The sequence below is a fragment of the Lientehia hominis genome (genome assembly GCF_021044755.1).
Lineage (GTDB): Bacteria > Bacillota > Clostridia > Lachnospirales > Lachnospiraceae > Lientehia > Lientehia hominis.
The window spans coordinates 203511-224236 of sequence record NZ_JAJNOR010000005.1; the positions used below are offsets into that span (position 1 = coordinate 203511).

Below are 20726 nucleotides of genomic sequence, written 5' to 3' on the forward strand. Positions count from 1 at the left end.
GTACAAAAAACCAAGCCCCCACAAAAGGGACTATCATAATCCTTTGTTCCCACTATTTGATTATAGTTTTATTTAAGAATACCTTGCCGCATATTTTTTACTCCTTTTTTGGAATGATGCTATTATATCACATTAGTTTTAGGAAAGAAAGTACCTAAAAGAAATTTTTCTTCCCCTTATATGTAACAATCATACCGACTTTCTGGCGTTCAGAATGGTTTCTGCTGTCTGCTGTGGTGTTTGGTTGGAATTGTCCAGCCAAAAGCCGATCCGTGGTGTTGTCTGCATAAATGTATCGTATAAGGTTTCAACCGTAAAGCCGGAATAGCCTGTTTTCTCCCTGTATCGTTCCCTTCCTTTTATTGTTTCCACATCTGGACAAAGAACGACAACCTCAACAGGGTATTTATGCGGCACAAAAAATATGTACATGTAACTAATTCAACACATTTATAATTTGAATAGGGACATTATAGCATTTACTAAATACAAATTCAATGTATACGGAAATAAAGATATAAGGAGTGGGAAGGATTCCGCCGTAGTCGGCATTGTAGGAAAATCCAAAAGTTTAGATTTTCCCACAATGCTTATCTTTTGGTCTTTGGTTCGGAATAGTGTAGTGCTGGCGGTCTATCTCTTGTTTTCGGTTGCTTGCTTCCTTACCGTACATGAGCATTTTTCCAGGGCGTCTCCCGCCAGCCGGTACGTCGTCCACTCGTCCATGGACACTGCTCCCAGGGAACGGTAAAAACGGATGCTGGAGCTGTTCCAGTCCAGACAGGACCATTCCATCCTACCGCATCCCCTCTCCACTGCAATCTGCGCCAATTTTCTAAAGATTGCCTTTCCATATCCTTTTCCCCGGTATTCCGGCAGGATGAACAGATCCTCCAGATAGAGACCCGCTTTTCCTAAGAAGGTAGAAAAATTATGGAAAAACAGGGCAAATCCCACTTCTTTTCCGTCCGCCACGGCGAAAAACACTTCCGCCTTTTTCTTCTGAAAGATCCATTCCTCAAGCGTCTCTGCGGTAGCTACTACCTCCTCAAGCATCTTCTCATATACTGCCAGTTCCTTGATAAAATATAAGATCAGCGGCGTATCTTTTTCCTCCGCAAAACGAAATTCCAGTTTATTTTCCACTTTTTACGTTCCTCTCTTCCTGTACTTTTGCTGTTATCTTCCTCTTGTGTGATCTGCTTCAGCTGTCCGCATCCAGCTGCCGTTTTAAATAAGTTCCCACCACATTGGAGAAATTGGCGATATCCCGGATATAGGCAAAATCCTTTCCAAATATCTTTTTCTCCGCGCTCAGGTCAATTTCTTTCCCCGCAAACACTCCAAGGACAGATATACCCATGTTCCTGGCATGCCGCACTTCCCTGGCCGTATCTGTGACCGCGTATTCTCCACCGTAGGTGTGAGGGTTTTTACTGTTCGGTCTGTTCACGATTATGTCGTTGGGCCTTCCGTCACTTAATACGATCAGGATCTTATTTTCTTCCTGCCGCTTTAAAAGCCCGTCCGCGGCCGCCCGAATGGCCAGACCATCCCGGTTGTTGGACGAGGTCGTGTATTCCATGATATTCTTATCTGCGGATTTATCGTCTTCATAGTCCCGAAAACGGTGCAGCACCGTATAATCCCAAAAGGTACAGAAGCTCATGACCCTGTGGGGGATTTCTACGCCGCTCAGCGCCCTGCTGATGATATATCCCTGCAAGGCTACCTTCGGCTGCCTTACTCTCTGGGAGCCGCTGGCGTCGATCAGCACATCCACGACGAAGTCAGTCGAATTCCGATTAATCGTCCTGGTGAAGAGTCTCTTGTCTTCTGTCCTTCCCACCTTCCAGAGCAGATTCGGCGTCACATGGCCGTGGTCATCTCTGACGTATTCCATTTCGCTACGCCGCATAAGCGCCTGTTTCAGAACTCCCGTCAGGATCGTTATATTCTTCCTGGCCAGATTATGGTTCTGATAATATACTCTTTTATTCTGCTCCGCCTGCCGCAGAGCGTATTGGTACTGATAGTTATTTTTCACCGGGCTTCTCAGAATCCCTTCCGTAAAATACAGGCTGCAGTCTCCATGGGCTCCCCGGCACAGTTGATAATCCAGCCGCTTTCCTTCCAAACGGCTCAAATAGGACCTTCCGAAGTTAAGCTCCACATACGAATACACCTTCTGCAGATCCTCTTCTTTTACCCGGACTATATGGGTATTCCTTTCCCTTTTCTCCTCCTCATCCTCCTGGGCCGTCCTCGTCATAGCCCGGGAAACCCGCTTCATATAATCGTCAAAGCTCTCCTCGGAAGCGTTTTCCTTCAGAAAGTCCCTCCAGCCAAACTCTGCAAGTTCCTCCAGGGTCACAGCGAGCACCTCGTCCAGACCGCCTTGTTTCTCCTCAAAGCTCCTGTCCAGAAGACGGTTATACAAGCCGTCTACCACCCGGATGATATCCATGGTATCGGAAGCTTCCTCAAGGCTCAGCACGTCAGTCAGCGCCTGCTCAAGCTTTCTGGTCGTCCGGTATTCCGGCGCCAGAGCCTTTTTTATATACGCTATTCTCAGCATACCGGTCATGGACTCCGCCAGTCTTCTGCCGCCATATTCCAAAATGTCGGTAAATGCCTGCCGGCGGATCTCCCGCACACCGCTTCGCTCTTCCTCAACTTTTCTGTGGACTGCCGCGTCTACACAAGTCTGGGCCAGCCTCATCAGATTTTTCTGCTCTGCCCCTAAGAATGTCTTTTTCAGCACGTAAAGGGCCAGGGCGTCCTTGTCAAAATATCTGGCAAAGGCCCCCTGTTTGACCGCATCATACAAAGAGATATATTTGGACTTCTGAAAAGAGTCCACATCTAAAGAAACTTCCAGATCATAGTCGCCGCTGACGGTCCACATCAGGTTCCGGATACGGTTTTCCACTTCCATCTGATGCTCATTTTCCCAATATTCCTTCATTCCCGTACCTCTTCCTGTTTTCTGCCGCTCCTGCCCGCGCCTAGGACTCAAATACGTCTGCTGCCGTCCAGCTGTCTGGAATCCTGGTCATGACCACATCACCGATGATCTCTTTTTCAAAAATATCAAAGGTCTTATTGGTGATTCCCATTTTCACGGCCAGGGCCGGACGAAGACCGCTCCTCATGGTCTTCATGGATGCCAAAAGCCCTCTTAGATCCAATGGCCGGGTCGTGATCTCTCCGTTGAATGCCTTTAGCTGCAAATCCAGGAAAAGGCCGGAGAACTGTTCCAGAGCCTTGTCTTTTCCATCAGGAAACGTCACCTTCAGTATCTTCATCAGAGTAGCTTCATCCACCGGCGGCATATCAATTACCTGGAACCTGGAGACAAGGGCTTCATTGAGCTCTTTCGTCCCCGCATATCCATAATTCATCGTACCGATGAATCTGGCGGCCGGATGAAGCGATATCTTTTCATACCCCGGAACATCTATAATCCTCCGATAATCCAGCGTGGCATGCAGCACCGAAACCGCGTCGTTCTTTGCCATATTGATCTCATCCAGCACCCCAAAACCGCCGTATTCGGCGCACTGATATACGGGCCCCCTCCTCAGAGTCACTTCATTATCCTTAAAAGTATCCGTGCCAATCAGGGAACTGCTGTCCGTATTCACATGGAACGAGATATTATAAGTGGGTCTTCCGAACAGATACGCCAGATTTTCCGCCAGTACATTTTTTCCGGTGGCCTTAGAGCCGGAAAGGAGCAGATTCTCCCCCTGCAAAAGCGCGGCAATCGCCTGCTCCAGGATGTCTTTCCCATAAAAAGGAATCATCGGTATCACCACACGCTGCTTTTCACTCTCTTCCACATCATATAATTTACGGAAAGCCTCAAGATCGGCTATCAACCCTTCATCTACTTTCTGCTCTTTTAAAAATGCAGTCTCTTCTGCCATTGCCGCACACCTCTTTCTTCTGCCGCCGTCGTTGTCCGGCTAAGTGATTCATTTCCTTTCTGCGATCAGCCTGTTGATCTGTGCTCCCATATATCCTGCGCCGAAGCCATTGTCAATATTCACCACAGCCATTCCTTCTGCACAGGAATTCAGCATACTGAGAAGAGGAGCTACCCCCTCGAAGCTGGCGCCGTATCCAATGGAGGTCGGCACGGCGATCACCGGCTTATCCACCAGTCCCGTGATGACGCCTCCCAGCGCGCCCTCCATCCCGGCAACCGCGACAATACAGTTCGCTTTCCTTATCTCTTCTATTTTCGAAAAGAGCCTGTGGATTCCCGCTACCCCCACATCAAATACCCGAAGGACCTCACTTCCGTGAAATTCCGCCGTCTGGGCCGCTTCTTCCGCTACGGGTATATCGGCGGTGCCTCCGGTACATACGGCCACAAGGCCCATCCTTTCCATGGGAAACGGCTCATATTTCAATACTCCGGAAATCTCATCATATACCACCTCAGGCACCGCAAGCCGCACGGCGTCATACTGTTCCCTTGAGGCTCTGGTCCCCATGACATTCACCTGCCTGTCGCGGAAGGTCTCGTAGATATGGACCAGATGCGGGAGCTTTTTCCCCCTGCAGAAAATCACTTCTCCAAAGCCTCTTCGTTTGTTTCTGTGAAAATCGATCTTAGCGCAGCCGATATCTTCGTACTCCTGGCCGCCCAGCATGATCTCCGCTTCCTCCAAAGGAAGCTCTCCGCTTTTCACCTGTTCCAGAACTTCTCTTATTTCCATGTCCTCTCTCCTGTCCAGCTAATACGGGCTGCCATTCACAGTAAATCCATGCTTCCGGAACGGAATCCTTCGGCATCCAGTGTAATATAAACAAAGCCCAAGTCCTTTAATCGGGCTACGATGTCCTCCCTTAATGTGATAAAAGAAGAAATCTGGTCCAGATCTATCTCTATCCTCGTGATATTCCCGTGGACCCGGATTCTGACACTCCGGAAGCCAAGCTCCGCCAGATAATTTTCTCCTGCGGCTATCCGTCCCAAAAGCTCCGGTTCCAGCCTGGTACCATAGGGAAGCCTTGTGGCCAGACAGGAGTTGGACGGTTTTTCCGCCACAGAAACTCCATACTCAGCGGCCAAACGCCGTACTTCTTCTTTACTGAAGCCGGCTTCCTTAAGAGGACTCAGGATTTTCAGTTCAGAAAGTGCCCGCAGCCCTGGCCTGTATGCCGTTCCATCGTCTTTGTTGGTTCCGTCCATCACAACAGTGCACTGATGCTCTGCCGCGAATTCTTTCAGCCTGGTAAACAGAAATTTTTTGCATTGGTAGCACCTGTCCACAGGATTATCGAGGATCGCCGGATTATCCAGCTCATTGACGGGAATCACAGCAAAATCCGCTCCGCATTCAAGTGCTACCTTTTCTGCCGCCTCTTCATCCCGCTTCGAATGGAGAAACGTATCGAACAGCACGCCAAAAACCACTCCGCCATTCTTCTTTTGTTCCCGGCAGGCAGCTGCCAAAATCAGGCTGCTGTCGACCCCTCCGGAAAACGCGATGCATACGCCTTCCTTTACTGCATTCTGTATCATGTTGGTCAGCATCTGCTTCTTTTGTTCGTATTCATCCATTTTCTCTTGTTCCCTTCCTTTCCTCTGGCCAGGCTCCCTCTGCTTTTCCAGAGCCTTCCCGGTCACATGCAGCCGGCAGCTCTCCGGATTTCTTCATACGCCTCCTGAAAGGAAATGCCAGAAGCGTCTGCATATCGGGCCGCGTCCTCGTACTCCGGATAGTAAAACGTCATCTCCCCTCTGGATACTTGTTTCACCATTGCCTGGCCATATGGTGTTTCCACTGTCAAAAGCTTTCGGGACAGCACCGTTCTTTCCAGCCGGTATCTGCGGATCCCTATGGTGGTAGTATGCAGGAAGATCAGCTCCTCCAGCGGCTCTCTGTCCTTTTCATCACAAACAACCTTCATCAAATACGCCGGCCTGTTTTTCTTCATAAAGACGGGAACATAACATACATCCCTGGCTCCTGCACGAAAAAGCTTCTCCATCACATATCCCAAAGCTTCTCCCGTGACATCGTCTATATTGGTCTCCAGCATCCACATAGCTTCCGGCTGTTTCTTCTCTTCAATCAGATACGCCCGGAGGATATTTGCTTTTGCAAAGTCCTTCTTCCCGGCGCCCATGCCTGTCTTCACAATTCGATAAGAGGAGGGAAGCTCTTCTCTGGTACGGATGCCTGCCGCAACGGCCGCGCCTGTCGGCGTCACCATTTCGCCCCGCGTATCCGTCGGTCTCAGGAACAGTCCGTACCGCTCTGCAATGGCTGTCACCGCCGGCACCGGAACCGGAAGAATCCCATGCTGACAATGGACATGCCCGCTTCCTTCACTGATCTCGGAGACCACCGCTTCCGTTATGTCCAGGTCATCCAGACAAATCGCCGCCGCCGCAATATCCACAATGGAATCCACTGCTCCCACTTCATGGAAGTGTACTTCCTCCACCGGCTTTCCGTGCACCTTTCCTTCCGCTTCCGCCACGATCTGGAAGATACGGAGTGCTGTTTTCTTCGCCCTTTCCGTCATGCCAGACCCATTTATGATTCCGGCGATCTCCTCCAGGTTTCGATGAACATGGTCATGTGCACCGTGGCCGTGCCCGTCATGACTGTGTTCTCCCTCATGGCTATGGCCGCAGGCATGTTCTCCATGGATATGTTCTCCTTCATGGCCGTGTTCTCCATGACTGTGTTCCGCATAATCATGGCTTTGGCCGTCTTCTTTTCCGGAAAGTATCACATCAAAGCTGCAGGCATCGATACCGCATTTGATCCGCCGCCCGATTTTAATCTCATATCCGTCTACCTTGAGGCTGGCAAGCCCTTGTTCCAGCTTTTCCCTGCTGGCCCCCAGATCCAGGAGGGCTGCCACCGCCATATCTCCGCTGATTCCGGAATAACATTCTAAATAGAGCATTCTCTCATACCTCGATCAATTCATAGTCTTTGCTTCCGAGTCCTATCTTTACCCCGTGGTCAATCCCCACCTTCCAGTTGGTGTTGGGGCTGACTCTCCCGAAGTGGTCCCTATCCTCATGCCCATGGCTTTCGCCGAGGATGCTGTCCGCAATAACCGGCTGTGCGTTTACCGCATCCGCACATGCCACATCCAAGGCCACTGGATCAAAGGAAGCGAACATCCCTACGTTGGGAACGATGGCCCTGTCGTTTTCACCGTGGCAGTCGCAGTAGGGTGAAACATCCACCACCAGACTGATATGGAATTGTGGTCTGCCCTGTACGACCGCCAGACTGTATTCCGCGATTTTCTGATTCACAATCTCATTGGTGGCATCCTTCGCCGCACAGACCGCATCCTTCGGACACACGCCGATACAGCGGCCGCAGCCCACGCATTTTTCATGGTTAATGGACGCTTTTCCTTCATGGAATTCCGGCGCGCCATGGGCACAGATCTTTTCGCACTGATGACATCCGATACAGCGCTCCTGATCCACATATGGCTTCCCCGTGCTGTGCATGTCCATCTTCCCGGCACGGGAGCCGCAGCCCATGCCCAGATTTTTCAGAGTTCCTCCAAAGCCGGTCATTTCATGCCCTTTAAAATGAGTCAGGGAGATGACAATATCCGCATCCATGATCGCTCTGCCGATCTTAGCCTTCTTCACCCAGTCCCCATTTACCGGCACTTCCACATCATCTGTACCCTTCAGGCCGTCTCCGATAAGAATATGGCATCCTGTGGAAAATGGGGAAAAGCCGTTTATGTAAGCCGTCTCAATATGATCCAGTGCGTTCTTCCTTCCGCCTATATAAAGCGTATTGCAGTCGGTCAGAAACGGGCGGCCCCCCAGCTCCTTTATCATATCCACAACGGTTCTGGCATAGTTGGGGCGCAGATAAGAAAGATTTCCTCTTTCTCCGAAATGTATCTTTACCGCTACATATTTGTCCTCAAAATCAATGGTCTCAATCCCCGCCCTCCTCAGAAGCCTCTGAAGCTTCATCTGCAGGTTTTCCCCCACCTTTGCTCTCATGCTGGTAAAATACACTTTGGATTTCTCCATACAATTTCCTCCTTCTCCCATAATCTCCTTGAAACTGGTCAATATATAACCGGATGGACCTCCGCATTACATCTCTTCTTTTCAAGAAGAGGCATTATCTCCGACAAATCACCGCATTTGGCATATAAAAGCCTCTCTATTTCCGGTTTCGGCTCCAGAAGGTCCGGAATCATGACCACGGGCATGCCGGCCCGGACAGCCGAAAGCACCCCGTTCGGGGCATCCTCCAAAGCCAGGCAGCTGGACGGCGATTCCCTAAGCAAGCTGGCCGCTTTCTGATAGATATCAGGCGCCGGCTTCGTCCTCTCTATCATATTTCCACAGACTATGGCGTCAAAATATCCCCGGATTCCCGCGCGTTCCAGATTTCCTGCCGCATAATCATAGCTGGAAGAAGTGGCCATGCCAATCTTATAGCCGTTTTCTTTCAGATACTTCAAAAGCTCATAAAGGCCCGGCTTGACGCTGATGCCTTCCTCCTCCGCCTTTTCCCAGAAAAACTGCTTGGTATACCGGCGGAATGTATCAAATGGAAACGCTTCCCCGTAATGTTCCAGGAAATAAGCCCTCCTGCCGGCTACTCCCATCCCCAGGGTCTGATAGATATTCTGCCCCAGGTCTTCCTCTTCATAGCCCAGAGCCCGGCCGCTCAGAGTCCAGGATAGCTGCACCAGACGTTCTGAGTCGAACATCAGACCATCCATATCAAAGATAACCGCTTCTGTCATATGAGATCCGCCCCCGTCATCCAATCCTTCGCTTCTTCTATCTGGCTGCTGATTTCCTGCTGTCTTTCCGCGAACAGAAGCCCCTTATTGTATTTGTAATACCGGTCGCAGCCGTTTTCCTGAATATACCAGGCGCTGTAATATCCCGCCGTGAGCTCCGTCACGAAAACCACCAGCTCCTGGCCCTGTCCAAAGGCTGCCTCCAGAAAATCAAACGCATAATCAAGCTTTTCCGCTGTTTTATCAAGCAGCTCCTGCCGGCCCTGGGTCTCCTCCGCAAATGCTTCCCTGACAAGCGAAAACCCCGTATCTGTCTTGGTGTCCTCTGCTGCGTTCATCACATATTTTTTCATATATTCCAGTTTATCCTGGACTTTAAAAGCCGTGATCTCCGACAGCTTGTCAAGCTGCCCCGCCTCCCGGTCCCTCTGAAACGCTTTCTCCGCCAGCTGCCGTTCCTCTTCCAGACACCGCACAGTATCCCGCAGCTCTCTGTCCGTCTCTGCCGGATTTCCGGTATCTGCCACCATTTTATCAAGCCTGACTCTGACCGACCTAAGATGGCCGAACAGCTCCGTCACCACACGGTCCTGCAGGTATGCTTTTCGAAATTCTTCTCCCAGCCTGTCCAGAAGAAGTCCCATGACGCTGATCCTTTCATCAAATTCCGCAAAGTGAAGCTTGGAAATGACCGACGGCTGTACGCGCCCGGCGAGCACCTCATCTATCTGATAATCCCGGTGATACTTGTGATAGAGCTCCAGATAATTGGCAAAATCCTTGGCGATCTTCGGATGCTGGATATACTGTCCGATCACCTGGGCATCCACCGGCTGACCCAGCTCCTCGTACACGGAAAGAAACTGTGACAGGTCCTCCCATCCCCTCGCCGTAGCAAAAAACACGCCGTCCACCGTTGTCTCTATCCGGTAAAAATGATCCTTACGGATATCCAGATAAGAAAGAATAGCCCCTTGAAGCTTTTCCCTGTAGGCATATTCCTTCCATACTCCGTAATCTGCCTCCACATCCAGACGTTTCACCCGGTCCAGCGTCACCACGTCAAAATCCCGGACCGATTTATTGTACTCAGGCGGATTCCCGGCCGCCACGATAATCCATCCTTCCGGCACCTGCTGATTGCCAAAGGTCTTACATTGTAAAAATTGGAGCATCATAGGCGCCATCGTCTCTGAAACACAGTTGATCTCGTCGATGAACAAGATCCCCTCTTTAATGCCTGTCCTTTCCATTTTATCATATATAGCCGCAATGATCTCACTCATGGTATATTCTGTCACGGAGCAGGCTTTTCCGCCGTATTCTTTTTCCTTTATAAAGGGAAGTCCCACCGCGCTCTGCCTTGTATGGTGGGTGATTGTATATGCCACCAGCCCTACATGACATTCTCTGGCCGTCTGTTCCATGATCTGAGTCTTCCCGATGCCGGGTGGCCCCATCAAAAGAACAGGCCGCTGTCTGATGGACGGAATCACATATTCTCCGAACTCATCCTTTAATAGATATGCTTTGATGGTGTTCTTGATTTCTTCCTTTGCCCGCTTGATATTCACGTTTCTGCCTCTTCTTTTCTGCTCTTATATACGGATTTTTATCCTTTACAGTTTCATTTTATACAAATCTGATATGTTTGTCCAGCCGTTTCCTTTCCGGCTTAAGGTCCTCAGGTTCCAGGATCAGCTTGATGGCCCAGGGCGGTACGGCAGCGTCACTGTAGTCCTCTTCCATAAACAGGAACGCCACATCGTAGTCCGGCCTTTTCTTCGGGAATATCCCACGGCCGTCTGTAAAATACAGAAGGCCCTTCAGGCTGCCGAACCTGCCTTTTTCCTTCTGTTCTTCTACATAAGAAAACACCGGGCGGAAATCCGTGCCTCCTCCTCCACGAATCTCAAGATTCTCCATATAATCCGCCAGTTCTTCTCCGCAGGTGATCTCCACATCCGAGCGGACCGCTTCGTCGCACTGAATGATATGGACGTTCACCTTTTTAAAAAAGCTGGACGTCTCGGAAAGGATCCCATAGGTCTCGAAAAGAAAGCTCTTTATCAGCTCGCCGGAACAGGACATGGAAGTATCGACCGCTATGATAAAGTCCTGTATCTTCTTCACTTCTTTAAATTCCTGAGGTTCGATCAGCGGCATATTGCCGTAAAGTCTCAGGCCATAGCTGTAAAACCCATAATCAAAAGAATCCGTGTCCACCTGCATCTCTTCGCGCAGCACGGCAAATTTTTTTAAGAAAGCCCGGTAATCACAGCGTTTCCGGTTCTCCGCCCTAATCTGGTCCAAAAGATTCCCCGATTCCTCCGACTGATCTCTTCCGATCGTCTCCATCCTGGTCTCTGTCCGCTCTGCGATATCCTGCCACTTCTGTTCCAGCTGCTCTTTGAGTTCCGGCGGCTCCCCGCTTTCCTCCCGCGGCCAGAAGCTGTGATCATCCACCCAGAATGCCTGCTCTAAACGCTCCATCTGCTTTTCTGTAAGCCTCTGCTCCATCAGCACTTGGTAGATCCCTTCCGCCGTGAATACCTCAAGCCGGCCTTCAAGCATCTCATAAGTCTCTTTCCGCACCGGATCGACGGCCCGCCGGACGCTGCGTTTTAAAAGTCCGTCAATAATGGATTCCATGGCAATGTCGCAGGACAGATTCCAATAATCCTCCCTCCGCTTTCCCCTTCTGGTCAAATGGCGGAAAAGGCAGTGAAACACCATATGCAGATACAACCGGTTTAAATAACGCCTGTCGCTCTGATAAAGCTCCGCCAGGGCGTATGGTTCAAAATGAACAGCGCAGCCGTCGGTCCCGGCTCTCTTTACTTCTGTATCCAAAAGAAAGGACAGGCTGCAAAGCGCCAGGTCCAGAAATCTCATATTCAGATACAGCTCATTCCTGGCTGTTTCCAAAATCTCTTTCCCAATGCGGTCCCATTTCTCCGTAAGCTCCTTCGACATCGTTTTACCTCCAGGCAGTTTAAACTCGGTTCATAGCTTAAAACAGTGTACTGGTCACACCAGTACACCGTTTTACAGTGCGTTATTTTACTTTCAGCCGGTTCAGCATTTCCTTTTCTTCCGGAGAGACTCTTCTCGACTCTCTGATCTTCTGAATCGCCTTATTGTGGGTCCAGGATTCCAGCTCCCGCCGCTCCAAAACCATCCGGGTCTTTTCCGGAAACCGCACATAACAAACGGAGACCGCCCAGGCCACCGCCATCTTCACATAATAACCCTCATGGCTGACCCGGCAGTATATTTCCAGGACTTTGTCAATATAGGGTTCTGTGGTAAAATACTGCATTAATGTCACGACTGCGAATCTGACCTCATATTCCTTCTGACTTTCCAGATATTTGCAGACATACGCAAAGCTCTCCTCTGGATTTTTCGCCATGAATTTAAGAGCGTCGTTTCCGCAGTCGCATACCGCCCAGCTGTTGATCCGGGGAACATAAACGTCCAGATGTAAAAAACGCTCTTCCAGGGACATTTTGGCGTATCCGATCACCATCCCCTGTACCATCAGCTCTTCCTGATATAGGCTTTCCGGCAGCGCCTCCTCGATCTCTGTCAAAAACTGGCTGAAATCTTCTCTGGCTATGGCCTTGGCCGCACTCCTCACATCCGGCACCCGGACCCCGATGGTCTTCCCCGTGCCCGGAACCAGCCTGTCGTTGAATTCTTTGTATCCGCCGTCCGCTTTATCAAGCAGTGTTTTCCTCAGCTCTTTAAGCATTTTTTTCCCTCTTTCTGTCCAAAGTATCTTAACGCCGTCTGCTTCTATTATGCCTTATTTTCTCTTCGCTTTCAAGTCAGTCCGCCATATGGCCGTCACAATTCAAATACTCTCTTCGCCCTGTCTCCTGTTCCTTTTCTATGCCGGAAATCCATCAAAAATCCCAGGCATTCCGTCCTCCCCATCTGCCCTGCCATTTCCAGCATGACGTCTATGGCAGCTTTATGTTCTGCCGTTTCTCTCAGCCTATAGGACTCAGCCTTATCTACCGGACTTCCTCCAAATCCGCCTTCTCCGAGGGAAGCCATATAGAAATCCCCGGCGCCGTCCGCGGGCGGCTCATCCTCTGTCCCATAAGCGGGCAAGGAAACCTCTTCCATTTCCCGGGCGTCCATTCCAAATCCTCCCTCTTTCGCTATCAGACGGATGGAATCCAGATCGTCCTGTTTTAAAAGATATTCCCCCGCTTCCCGGACATGGGAGCTGAAATACGAAAGATATCCGTTCTTTGCCTCTGCCGAAAGCTCTTTCGGGTATCGGAGGCGGCTCAAGGCCAGCTCTGTCACCACCTGCGCCGGTTCCTGGCTCACCGCCAGGCAAAACAGCCCGTCGTATGTGCGATAATCAACTTCTCCGCCCCGAAAGCACTGACGGTAGCGGTAGCCGGTACCATGAACGTGCGTTTCAAAGATCCTGGCGGGAATATTCTCCACAGAAACCTCATAATATTCCGGAAATATCAGCCGGATTTCTCCGTCCCGTTCCTGTATCGTCACCGCCAGAGCATACCGAAGCTCCGAGAGCATTTGACAGAGGCTCATGGCCCCCTCTCTTTTCCTGATAACTCTCAGCTCTTTCACCGCGCTGCATCCCATTAACGCGCCGCTTCCAATCCGTTTCAACGAGTCCGTGAATGATATGGTCTCCAGATTCCCGCATCCATAGAAAGCGTAATCCCCGATTACCTTCACTGTATCCGGCAGGGAAACAGCTGACAGCCTGTCTCCTTTTACCGCTCTCTGCATCCCTGCTGTTTTCTCCGCATCTGCCTTCTCAAAGATGCCTTCATCCTTTTCCCGGCAGCGGGCTGTTTCCTCCATCAGGAACCTCCGCGGCGTCTCCGAAGCGGAAAAAGCATACGGACCGATCTCCGTCACCGGACATCCTCCGATCTCCTCCGGAACCTCCAGCCTGTCCTTTTCCCCCAAAGCTCCGCATATGCGGATTCCGTCTGCCATCCTGGCATAAATCCATTCCATTACAAGCATTCCTTTCCCAATCCGAGCCGTCACGATTTTGGTTCGCCGGCCTGGAATCATTCTGCTGTTTTTTTGCCCGCCGCACTGTTATGAATGTTCATCATTTTCCTGATTCCAGAAACGGATTCCTTCCTGTCTCCTCTAGTTATGGAAATACGTTTGTTTAAAAGGTATGATACTAAATACTTTTTGGAATCATTTATAGTTAACTCCAATCAAGCTCCAGTTCAGCACCGGCAGAAGTTCCGAGCCGTCACGATTTCGGTTCGCTGGCGATGCAGGGGCCGCTTTATCCCCGCTTTGGCAGTACCGCTCACATGTCGACAGGAAATCTTTATGATTTCCCGTCTCCTGTTCGCTCAAAAACGGAATCGGATTTTCCGTTTTTGCCTCCCTCCGCCTGGGGAACACCGGCCGCTGCCCTGCGGCGCTCTCCTTTAGGCCGGCCCGGAATCGTTCTGCCGGTTTTCTTTCTGCCGCACCGTTATGAATGTTTTCCATTTTCCTGATTCCAGAAAAGGATCGGATATCCCCAGGGCCCGCACGCCTTACGGCAGCGGGCTTCCGTGGCCGCTCCAATGGCTTTCAAAACAAACTGGAGGTTATTTCGGTGCGGGAAGAGGAGCAGGAGGAAGAATCCGACTCCATCGTAAGGGGAGCGCCGCAAAGGCGTTGGCAGAATCTTCCCGGCCGAAGGGAGGCAAAAATCGCATATCATGCGGATTTTTGTTGGATTGTGACATGGAAAAATATCGATTTATCCATGTTAGTTGGAAAGGACCGACCGGAGGCCGCAAAGATTCTGGTTACGGCTTCCAGTGACCCGTCTGGATGGAAGCGGACTTCAAAGGTATTATTATAGAATCCCCAAATGCTCCAGCAGTATCTTTGTCCCCATCAGAATCAGGATTATTCCGCCTGCGAGTTCTGCCTTGGATTTATATTTGCTCCCAAAGACATTTCCCACCAGAACGCCCGCCACCGACAGGCAGAGGGTGGTGATCCCAATCAGGGACACTGACATCAGGATGTTTACTTTCAGAAAGGCAAAGGTCACGCCCACCGCCAGAGCGTCAATGCTGGTGGCGACTGCCAATAAGAGCATGGTCCGGAACCCGAAGGAACAGTCCATCTCTTCTTCTTTGGAAAAAGACTCCTTGATCATATTGGCTCCGATGGCTCCCAGAAGAATAAAAGCGATCCAGTGGTCGATATGGACGATCTTATCCTGAAATCCGGTTCCAAGAAAATACCCTATGAGCGGCATCAGCATCTGAAAGCCCCCGAAATAGACGCCGGCCAGCAGTGCATTTTTCCAGCACATTTTCTGCATTGTAAGCCCCTTACAGACAGACACTGCAAACGCGTCCATGGACAATCCCACCGCGATCAAAAACAATTCCCAAATAGCCATATGTATCGTTCTCCTTCCTGTTCGCCCGCAGCCATACTATCTTAAATATACGTACGACTGGCAGGATAAAGAATCTTGTGGGGCCAAAGAATCCCGCAAAGCCGTCTTCCTCTTTACATCGTGTGCACCCGGCGCCTTGCGTTTTTCCATATAATAGGAGTCCTGCGGACTTCTTATTATACAAAAAAGACCCATCTGTACAAATGTACAGATAAGTCTCATCATTTAAAACAAAGCCAGACAGCCCGCATCCCAGGCTCATCAGTATGTTGACTTCATTACACCGCAGGCGCCAATTACTCCCTTATCTCCGTGTATTATAACCGGAGGCTTCTCATTTGTCAATCAAATGCAGGCGGGCTTTTTCCATGGTCTTTCCATATTTCCATTTACTTTCAAATGTTCCTGTGATACTTTAATTATGGGGGATGGTTTTACTTCTCAGAATCTTAATTTCACTACATAATTATGGAGGTATTTCTTATGAGTCAGACAGAAAAGAATTATCAGGCCGCGAAGGAACTTTACGCTTCCATCGGTGTGGACACCGACAAGGCTCTGGAAACCCTGAAAAAAACACCTATTTCCGTGCACTGCTGGCAGATCGACGACCTGCAGGGTTTTGAAAATCCCGACGCCGTCCTGACCGGCGGTATCGCCGCCACCGGGAACGCTCCCGGCAAACCGGAGAACCGGGAAGAATATATGACAAATCTGAACCAGGCGCTGGATCTGATTCCCGGCGCCACAAAGCTGGCGCTCCACGCCATCTACCTGGATAAACACGGAAAAGACATTGACCGGGATGAAATCGGCCCTGAGGAATTCTCCGAGTGGGTGGATTTCGCCAAAGGCCGGAATATTGGTCTGGATTTTAATCCCACTTATTTTTCCCATCCCATGTCCGACAGCGGCTATACTCTGACCAGCCGTGATGAATCAGTTCGAGAGTTCTGGATCAACCATGGAAAATGCTGCAGGCGCATCGGAGAATATTTCGGGAAAGAGCTGAATCAGCCCTGCATCACTAATCACTGGATTGGTGACGGCAACAAAGATTACACCGTTGACAAGCTGACTCCCCGCCTGATATTAAAGGACTCCCTGGATCAGATATTCGCTGACCCCATCGATTCCCGATATAATATCGACTCCGTGGAAAGCAAGGTATTCGGACTCGGCAGCGAAAGCTATGTGCCGGGCTCCCATGAATTTTATACCAACTATGCCTTGACTAAGAAGAACTGCATCGTCTGCATGGACGCCGGTCATTTCCACCCTACGGAAAGCATCGCCGCGAAATTTTCTTCCTACCTGGCTTTCGGGCAGGAGCTCATGCTCCATGTGAGCCGTCCGGTCCGCTGGGACAGTGACCACGTAGTCATGCTGGATGATGAGACAAAAGCCATCATGGAAGAAATTGTCCGCTACGACGCTCTGGACAGGATCCATATCGGCACGGATTATTTTGACGCCAGCATCAACCGGATCGCCGCCACAGCCATCGGCGCGAGAAACGCGAGAAAGGCCCTGCTTCTGGCCCTGCTTCAGCCGACGAAGGAACTGATCCAGATAGAAAGAGAAGGGAATCTGACCAAACGACTGGCCTACTATGAGGAACTCAAGACCATGCCCTTCGGCTTCGTCTGGGAGATGTTCTGTGAAATGGAGAACGTACCCGGAAGAACCTGGATCTCAGAGCTGCAATAATAAAACAGAAACCGGACGCCGCGGCTTTTTATGCCGCGGCGTATCTTATTTTTCGGCATTTTAATCTTGAAGTCTTTCTGCTTTCGTCCTACAATATAATGAATGACGGGAGTCCTGATCTATCACTCAGAAAAGACACCTAAGAAGGGAACGATTATTATGTTAAAGCGACTTTTTTCCTATATGAAGCCCTATAAAGCATACGCTGTCCTGGCTGTCATCTGTATTACTCTGGAAGGCACGTTTGAACTTATCATCCCTCTGATCATGGCGGATATCATCGATGTCGGCGTGGCCACCGGAAACAAGGCCATCATTTTCCAGAAAGGAATCCTCATGATCTTCTGTGCGCTCCTCTCCCTGTTTCTCGGAATCGGCAGCGCCAAATTTTCCGCCACCTGCGGCCAGGGGCTGGGAGCAGAGCTGCGGAAAGCGGAGTATAAAAAGCTGCAGAGCTTCTCCTTTTCCAATATCGATCATTTCCGGACTTCCTCCTTGGTGACAAGGCTCACCAGCGACGTTACCACCATCCAGAATTCCGTGGCTACCGGCATGAGGCCCGGCTGCAGAGCGCCCATCATGATGCTCATCTCCTTGATCATGGCGTTCCTGATGAACTGGAAACTGGCGCTGGTATTCTGCGTGGCGTCTCCCATTCTTGGAACACTCCTCTTTTTTATCATCAAGAATGTACGTCCCCTCTATTCCAAAATGCAGGGCTCCATTGACCTGGTGAACCGAATCGTCCAGGAGAACCTGACCGCCGTGCGCGTAGTCAAATCCTACGTCCGCGGAGATTATGAGATTGGAAAATTCAACGAAGGGAATATGGCCCTCCGCACCACCTCGGAAAAGGCTTTCGGCCTGGCTGCCCTCAACATGCCGGCCATGCAGCTAGTCATGTACGCGACAATCCTCAGCATCCTCTGGATAGGCGGCAATCTGATCTTCGTCGGCGACATGCAGGTCGGACAGCTGACCGGTTTCTTGAGTTATGTGCTCCAGGTGCTCAATTCTCTGATGATGATATCCAACGTATTCATGATGATGACCCGTTCTCTCGCTTCCTGCCGCCGTATCGTGGAGGTATTGGATGAGGAGATCGACATCACAGAAGAAGGTGCCAGGGATATCCAGATAACGAACGGTTCAGTTTCTTTTGAGCACGTTTACTTTAAATACCGCCCCGAGGCCAAAGAATATGTCCTATCCGACGTAACGTGTTCCATAAAAGCGGGCCAGACTATCGGAATCCTTGGCGGTACCGGCTCCGCCAAAAGTACACTCGTCCAGCTGATTCCCAGACTGTACGATGTCACCTCCGGAACCCTTTCCATCGATGGACACCCCGTCAGTGAATATCCGCTTTCTCACCTGAGGGATGCCGTAGCCATGGTCCTTCAGAAAAACACCTTGTTTTCCGGGAGCATCCTGGATAACCTGCGCTGGGGAAAAGAAGACGCCACGGAAGAAGAAATCCGCGAGGCCTGCCGGATAGCATGTGCCGACGAATTCATAAACCAGCTTCCCAAAGGCTACGATACAGAGCTCGGACAGGGAGGCGTAAACATATCCGGCGGGCAAAAGCAGCGTCTCTGTATTGCAAGGGCTCTTCTAAAGCATCCAAAGATCCTGATCCTGGATGACTCCACCAGCGCCGTGGACACTGCTACGGAAGCAAAGATCCGGGAGGGTCTTTCCGGGTATCTGAACGGCACTACCAAGATCATCATCGCCCAGAGAATCACTTCGGTGATGCACGCCGATCAGATTTTCATCCTGGAACACGGCGAAATCCAGGCCACCGGACGCCATGAAACGCTTCTGGCTTCCAATCAAACCTATCAGGAGCTTTATTATTCCCAGCAGGAAGGAGTTGGTCTCTAATGGCACGATACGTCGGATATAAAAAACCCAAGGACACAAAAAAGACCATACGCCGCCTGTTCCACTATTTGGGCGGGCACAAAGCCCTTCTGGCCCTTGTCATTTTCCTGACCGCCGTTGGAAGCCTGGCCAATATCATGGGGACTTATCTTCTAAAGCCGGTCATCAACAATTATATCCTGCCAGGCGATGTATCCGGCCTTCTCCGGATGCTTCTCCTCATGGCGGTCATGTACCTCACCGGCGTCCTGGCCACCTGGGGCTACAATCAGCTGATGGTTCGGATGTCCCAAAAAGTGGTGAGCGAAATCCGCCATGACTTATTTGTCCACACTCAGTCCCTTCCTCTGTCCTATTTCGACGCTCACACCCATGGAGAGCTGATGAGCCGTTTTACCAATGACGTGGATACCATCACCGAGGCTTTAAACGGCAGCTTCACCATGCTGATTCAAAGCACCATAGTAGTGACCGGCACCGTCACCATGCTGCTGATCCTCAACTGGCGCCTGTCCATGATTGTTTTGGTGTTCATGGCATTGATGTTTCTATTTATTCAATATAACGGCAGACGGAGCAGGAAATATTTTGCGGAACAGCAAAAATGGCTGGGAAGCATCGGCGGTTTCGCGGAAGAGATGGTCACCGGCCAGAAGGTTGAAAAGGTATTCAACCATGAGGAAAAGGATTTTGAAGAATTCTGCCGCCGGAATGAGGCTCTGAGAAAATCCTCGACCAAGGCCCTGACATATTCCGGCATGATGATTCCGGTCATTGTAAGCCTTTCCTATTTCAATTACGCGGTCTCCGCCTGTGTCGGCGGGCTTTTCGCCCTGTCCGGTTTAATTGACCTGGGGAGTCTGGCTTCCTATCTGGTATACGTAAGGCAAAGCGCCATGCCTATGAATCAGTTCACCCAGCAGGTGAATTTCCTGCTGGCTGCCCTCTCCGGAGCGGAACGAATCTTTGAAATGATGGATGTGACGCCGGAAATAGATGAAGGCACGGTGACCCTCTGCCATGCGGAAGAAGCGGAGGACGGTACGCTCCGGGAATGCACTGACGGCAGGGGACGCTATGTCTGGAAGCAGCCGCTTCCGGAAGGCGGTCATACCCTGATTCCTCTCCGGGGCGATGTGCGCTTCCACGATGTCTCCTTCGGGTATGTGCCGGAGAAGACCATCCTGTCCCATATTGACCTTTACGCAAAGCCCGGACAGAAAATCGCCTTTGTCGGCTCCACCGGAGCGGGTAAGACGACTATCATCAACCTGATAAACCGATTTTATGAAATCGACCGGGGAACTATCACCTATGACGGTCTGGATATCCGAGACATAAGAAAAGACGACCTGCGCCGTTCCCTGTCCCTCGTCATCCAGGACACTCATCTTTTCACCGGCACCATTGCGGATAACATCCGCTACGGCCGCCTGTCCGCTACCGATGAGGAAGTCCGGGAGGCTGCCGTCCTGGCGGGCGCGGATTCCTTTATCCGCCGTCTGCCCAATGGCTATGACACCCTGCTTCACAGCGACGGCGGAAATCTTTCCCAGGGCCAGCGTCAGCTCCTCGCCATCGCCAGGGCCGCCGTATCCCAGCCGCCTGTCCTCATTCTGGATGAGGCGACCAGCTCCATTGACACCGGTACAGAGCGGCTCATCGAACGGGGCATGGATTTCCTGATGGAGGGAAGGACCGTCTTCGTCATCGCCCACCGGCTTTCCACAGTACGCAATTCCAAGGCCATCCTGGTGCTGGAACACGGAGAGATCATCGAACGCGGCAGCCACGAAGAGCTGTTGGAGCAGAAAGGCCGGTATTACAAACTCTATACCGGACAGTTTGAATTGGAGTGAGATTGAAAGATTTGCTTTTTTATGATATGGTTTAACTGTTTAAAAATGAAACATGAGGTGAC

18 protein-coding genes are annotated in these 20726 nt (G+C 50.7%); 4 read left to right on the top strand and 14 right to left on the bottom strand.

Features of this window, described 5'->3' with window-relative positions; translation table 11 throughout:
* Positions 1 to 633: 633 nt before the first annotated feature.
* The 13 genes from LQE92_RS09870 to LQE92_RS09930 all read right to left on the bottom strand — a co-directional run bounded on the left by LQE92_RS09870 (position 634) and on the right by LQE92_RS09930 (position 14295).
* Positions 634 to 1146, bottom strand: a complete 513-nt coding sequence (locus tag LQE92_RS09870; protein ID WP_231062801.1) for a GNAT family N-acetyltransferase — start codon at positions 1144 to 1146, stop codon at positions 634 to 636.
* 58 nt (positions 1147 to 1204) lie between these two features.
* On the bottom strand, positions 1205 to 2968 hold the full coding sequence (locus LQE92_RS09875) for a cobaltochelatase CobT-related protein (RefSeq protein WP_231062802.1): 1764 nt from the start codon (positions 2966 to 2968) through the stop codon (positions 1205 to 1207).
* A 40-nt stretch (positions 2969 to 3008) separates the two neighbouring features.
* The gene (locus LQE92_RS09880) at positions 3009 to 3932 is read right to left on the bottom strand and encodes an AAA family ATPase (RefSeq protein ID WP_231062803.1); all 924 of its coding nucleotides are present in this window, start codon (positions 3930 to 3932) and stop codon (positions 3009 to 3011) included.
* A gap of 48 nt (positions 3933 to 3980) precedes the next feature.
* Positions 3981 to 4730, bottom strand: a complete 750-nt coding sequence (larB, locus tag LQE92_RS09885; protein WP_231062804.1) for a nickel pincer cofactor biosynthesis protein LarB — start codon at positions 4728 to 4730, stop codon at positions 3981 to 3983.
* A gap of 35 nt (positions 4731 to 4765) precedes the next feature.
* Positions 4766 to 5578 (bottom strand): ATP-dependent sacrificial sulfur transferase LarE, encoded by an 813-nt coding sequence (gene larE / locus LQE92_RS09890; protein ID WP_231062805.1) that lies wholly within the window; start codon positions 5576 to 5578, stop codon positions 4766 to 4768.
* A 62-nt stretch (positions 5579 to 5640) separates the two neighbouring features.
* Positions 5641 to 6939 carry a nickel pincer cofactor biosynthesis protein LarC gene (larC, locus tag LQE92_RS09895; protein WP_231062806.1) on the bottom strand — a complete coding sequence of 433 codons (1299 nt, stop codon included), beginning with the start codon at positions 6937 to 6939 and terminating at the stop codon, positions 5641 to 5643.
* A 4-nt stretch (positions 6940 to 6943) separates the two neighbouring features.
* Entirely contained in the window at positions 6944 to 8050 is a 1107-nt protein-coding gene (locus tag LQE92_RS09900; protein WP_231062807.1) for a DUF362 domain-containing protein, read from the bottom strand.
* Between the two features lie 38 nt (positions 8051 to 8088).
* Positions 8089 to 8778, bottom strand: coding sequence for an HAD family hydrolase (locus LQE92_RS09905; RefSeq protein ID WP_231062808.1), 690 nt, complete (start codon positions 8776 to 8778; stop codon positions 8089 to 8091).
* Positions 8775 to 10352, bottom strand: coding sequence for an ATP-binding protein (locus LQE92_RS09910; RefSeq protein WP_231062809.1), 1578 nt, complete (start codon positions 10350 to 10352; stop codon positions 8775 to 8777). Before LQE92_RS09910 ends, LQE92_RS09905 begins: the two co-directional genes overlap by 4 nt.
* Positions 10353 to 10410: 58 nt before the next feature.
* Entirely contained in the window at positions 10411 to 11754 is a 1344-nt protein-coding gene (locus tag LQE92_RS09915) for a vWA domain-containing protein (protein ID WP_231062810.1), read from the bottom strand.
* A gap of 82 nt (positions 11755 to 11836) precedes the next feature.
* Positions 11837 to 12535, bottom strand: a complete 699-nt coding sequence (locus LQE92_RS09920) for a DNA alkylation repair protein (protein WP_231062811.1) — start codon at positions 12533 to 12535, stop codon at positions 11837 to 11839.
* A 95-nt stretch (positions 12536 to 12630) separates the two neighbouring features.
* Entirely contained in the window at positions 12631 to 13794 is a 1164-nt protein-coding gene (locus LQE92_RS09925) for a leucine-rich repeat domain-containing protein (RefSeq protein WP_231062812.1), read from the bottom strand.
* Positions 13795 to 13989: 195 nt separating this feature from the next.
* A complete protein-coding gene (locus LQE92_RS09930) occupies positions 13990 to 14295 on the bottom strand; it encodes a hypothetical protein (RefSeq protein ID WP_231062813.1) in 306 nt (101 codons plus the stop codon).
* A gap of 109 nt (positions 14296 to 14404) precedes the next feature.
* On the opposite strand from LQE92_RS09930, the gene LQE92_RS09935 reads away from it, so the two are divergent.
* Complete coding sequence (locus tag LQE92_RS09935; protein WP_231062814.1) at positions 14405 to 14656, top strand: hypothetical protein; 252 nt, start codon at positions 14405 to 14407, stop codon at positions 14654 to 14656.
* Here the strand turns inward: LQE92_RS09935 and LQE92_RS09940 are convergent.
* Entirely contained in the window at positions 14651 to 15208 is a 558-nt protein-coding gene (locus LQE92_RS09940) for a manganese efflux pump MntP (protein WP_231062815.1), read from the bottom strand. The genes LQE92_RS09935 and LQE92_RS09940 overlap by 6 nt on opposite strands.
* A gap of 483 nt (positions 15209 to 15691) precedes the next feature.
* On the opposite strand from LQE92_RS09940, the gene LQE92_RS09945 reads away from it, so the two are divergent.
* The 3 genes from LQE92_RS09945 to LQE92_RS09955 all read left to right on the top strand — a co-directional run bounded on the left by LQE92_RS09945 (position 15692) and on the right by LQE92_RS09955 (position 20664).
* Positions 15692 to 16918, top strand: a complete 1227-nt coding sequence (locus tag LQE92_RS09945) for an L-rhamnose isomerase (protein ID WP_231062816.1) — start codon at positions 15692 to 15694, stop codon at positions 16916 to 16918.
* Between the two features lie 159 nt (positions 16919 to 17077).
* On the top strand, positions 17078 to 18805 hold the full coding sequence (locus tag LQE92_RS09950) for an ABC transporter ATP-binding protein (protein WP_231062817.1): 1728 nt from the start codon (positions 17078 to 17080) through the stop codon (positions 18803 to 18805).
* Positions 18805 to 20664, top strand: a complete 1860-nt coding sequence (locus LQE92_RS09955) for an ABC transporter ATP-binding protein (protein ID WP_231062818.1) — start codon at positions 18805 to 18807, stop codon at positions 20662 to 20664. The genes LQE92_RS09950 and LQE92_RS09955 overlap by 1 nt, the downstream gene beginning before the upstream one ends.
* Positions 20665 to 20726: the final 62 nt, after the last annotated feature.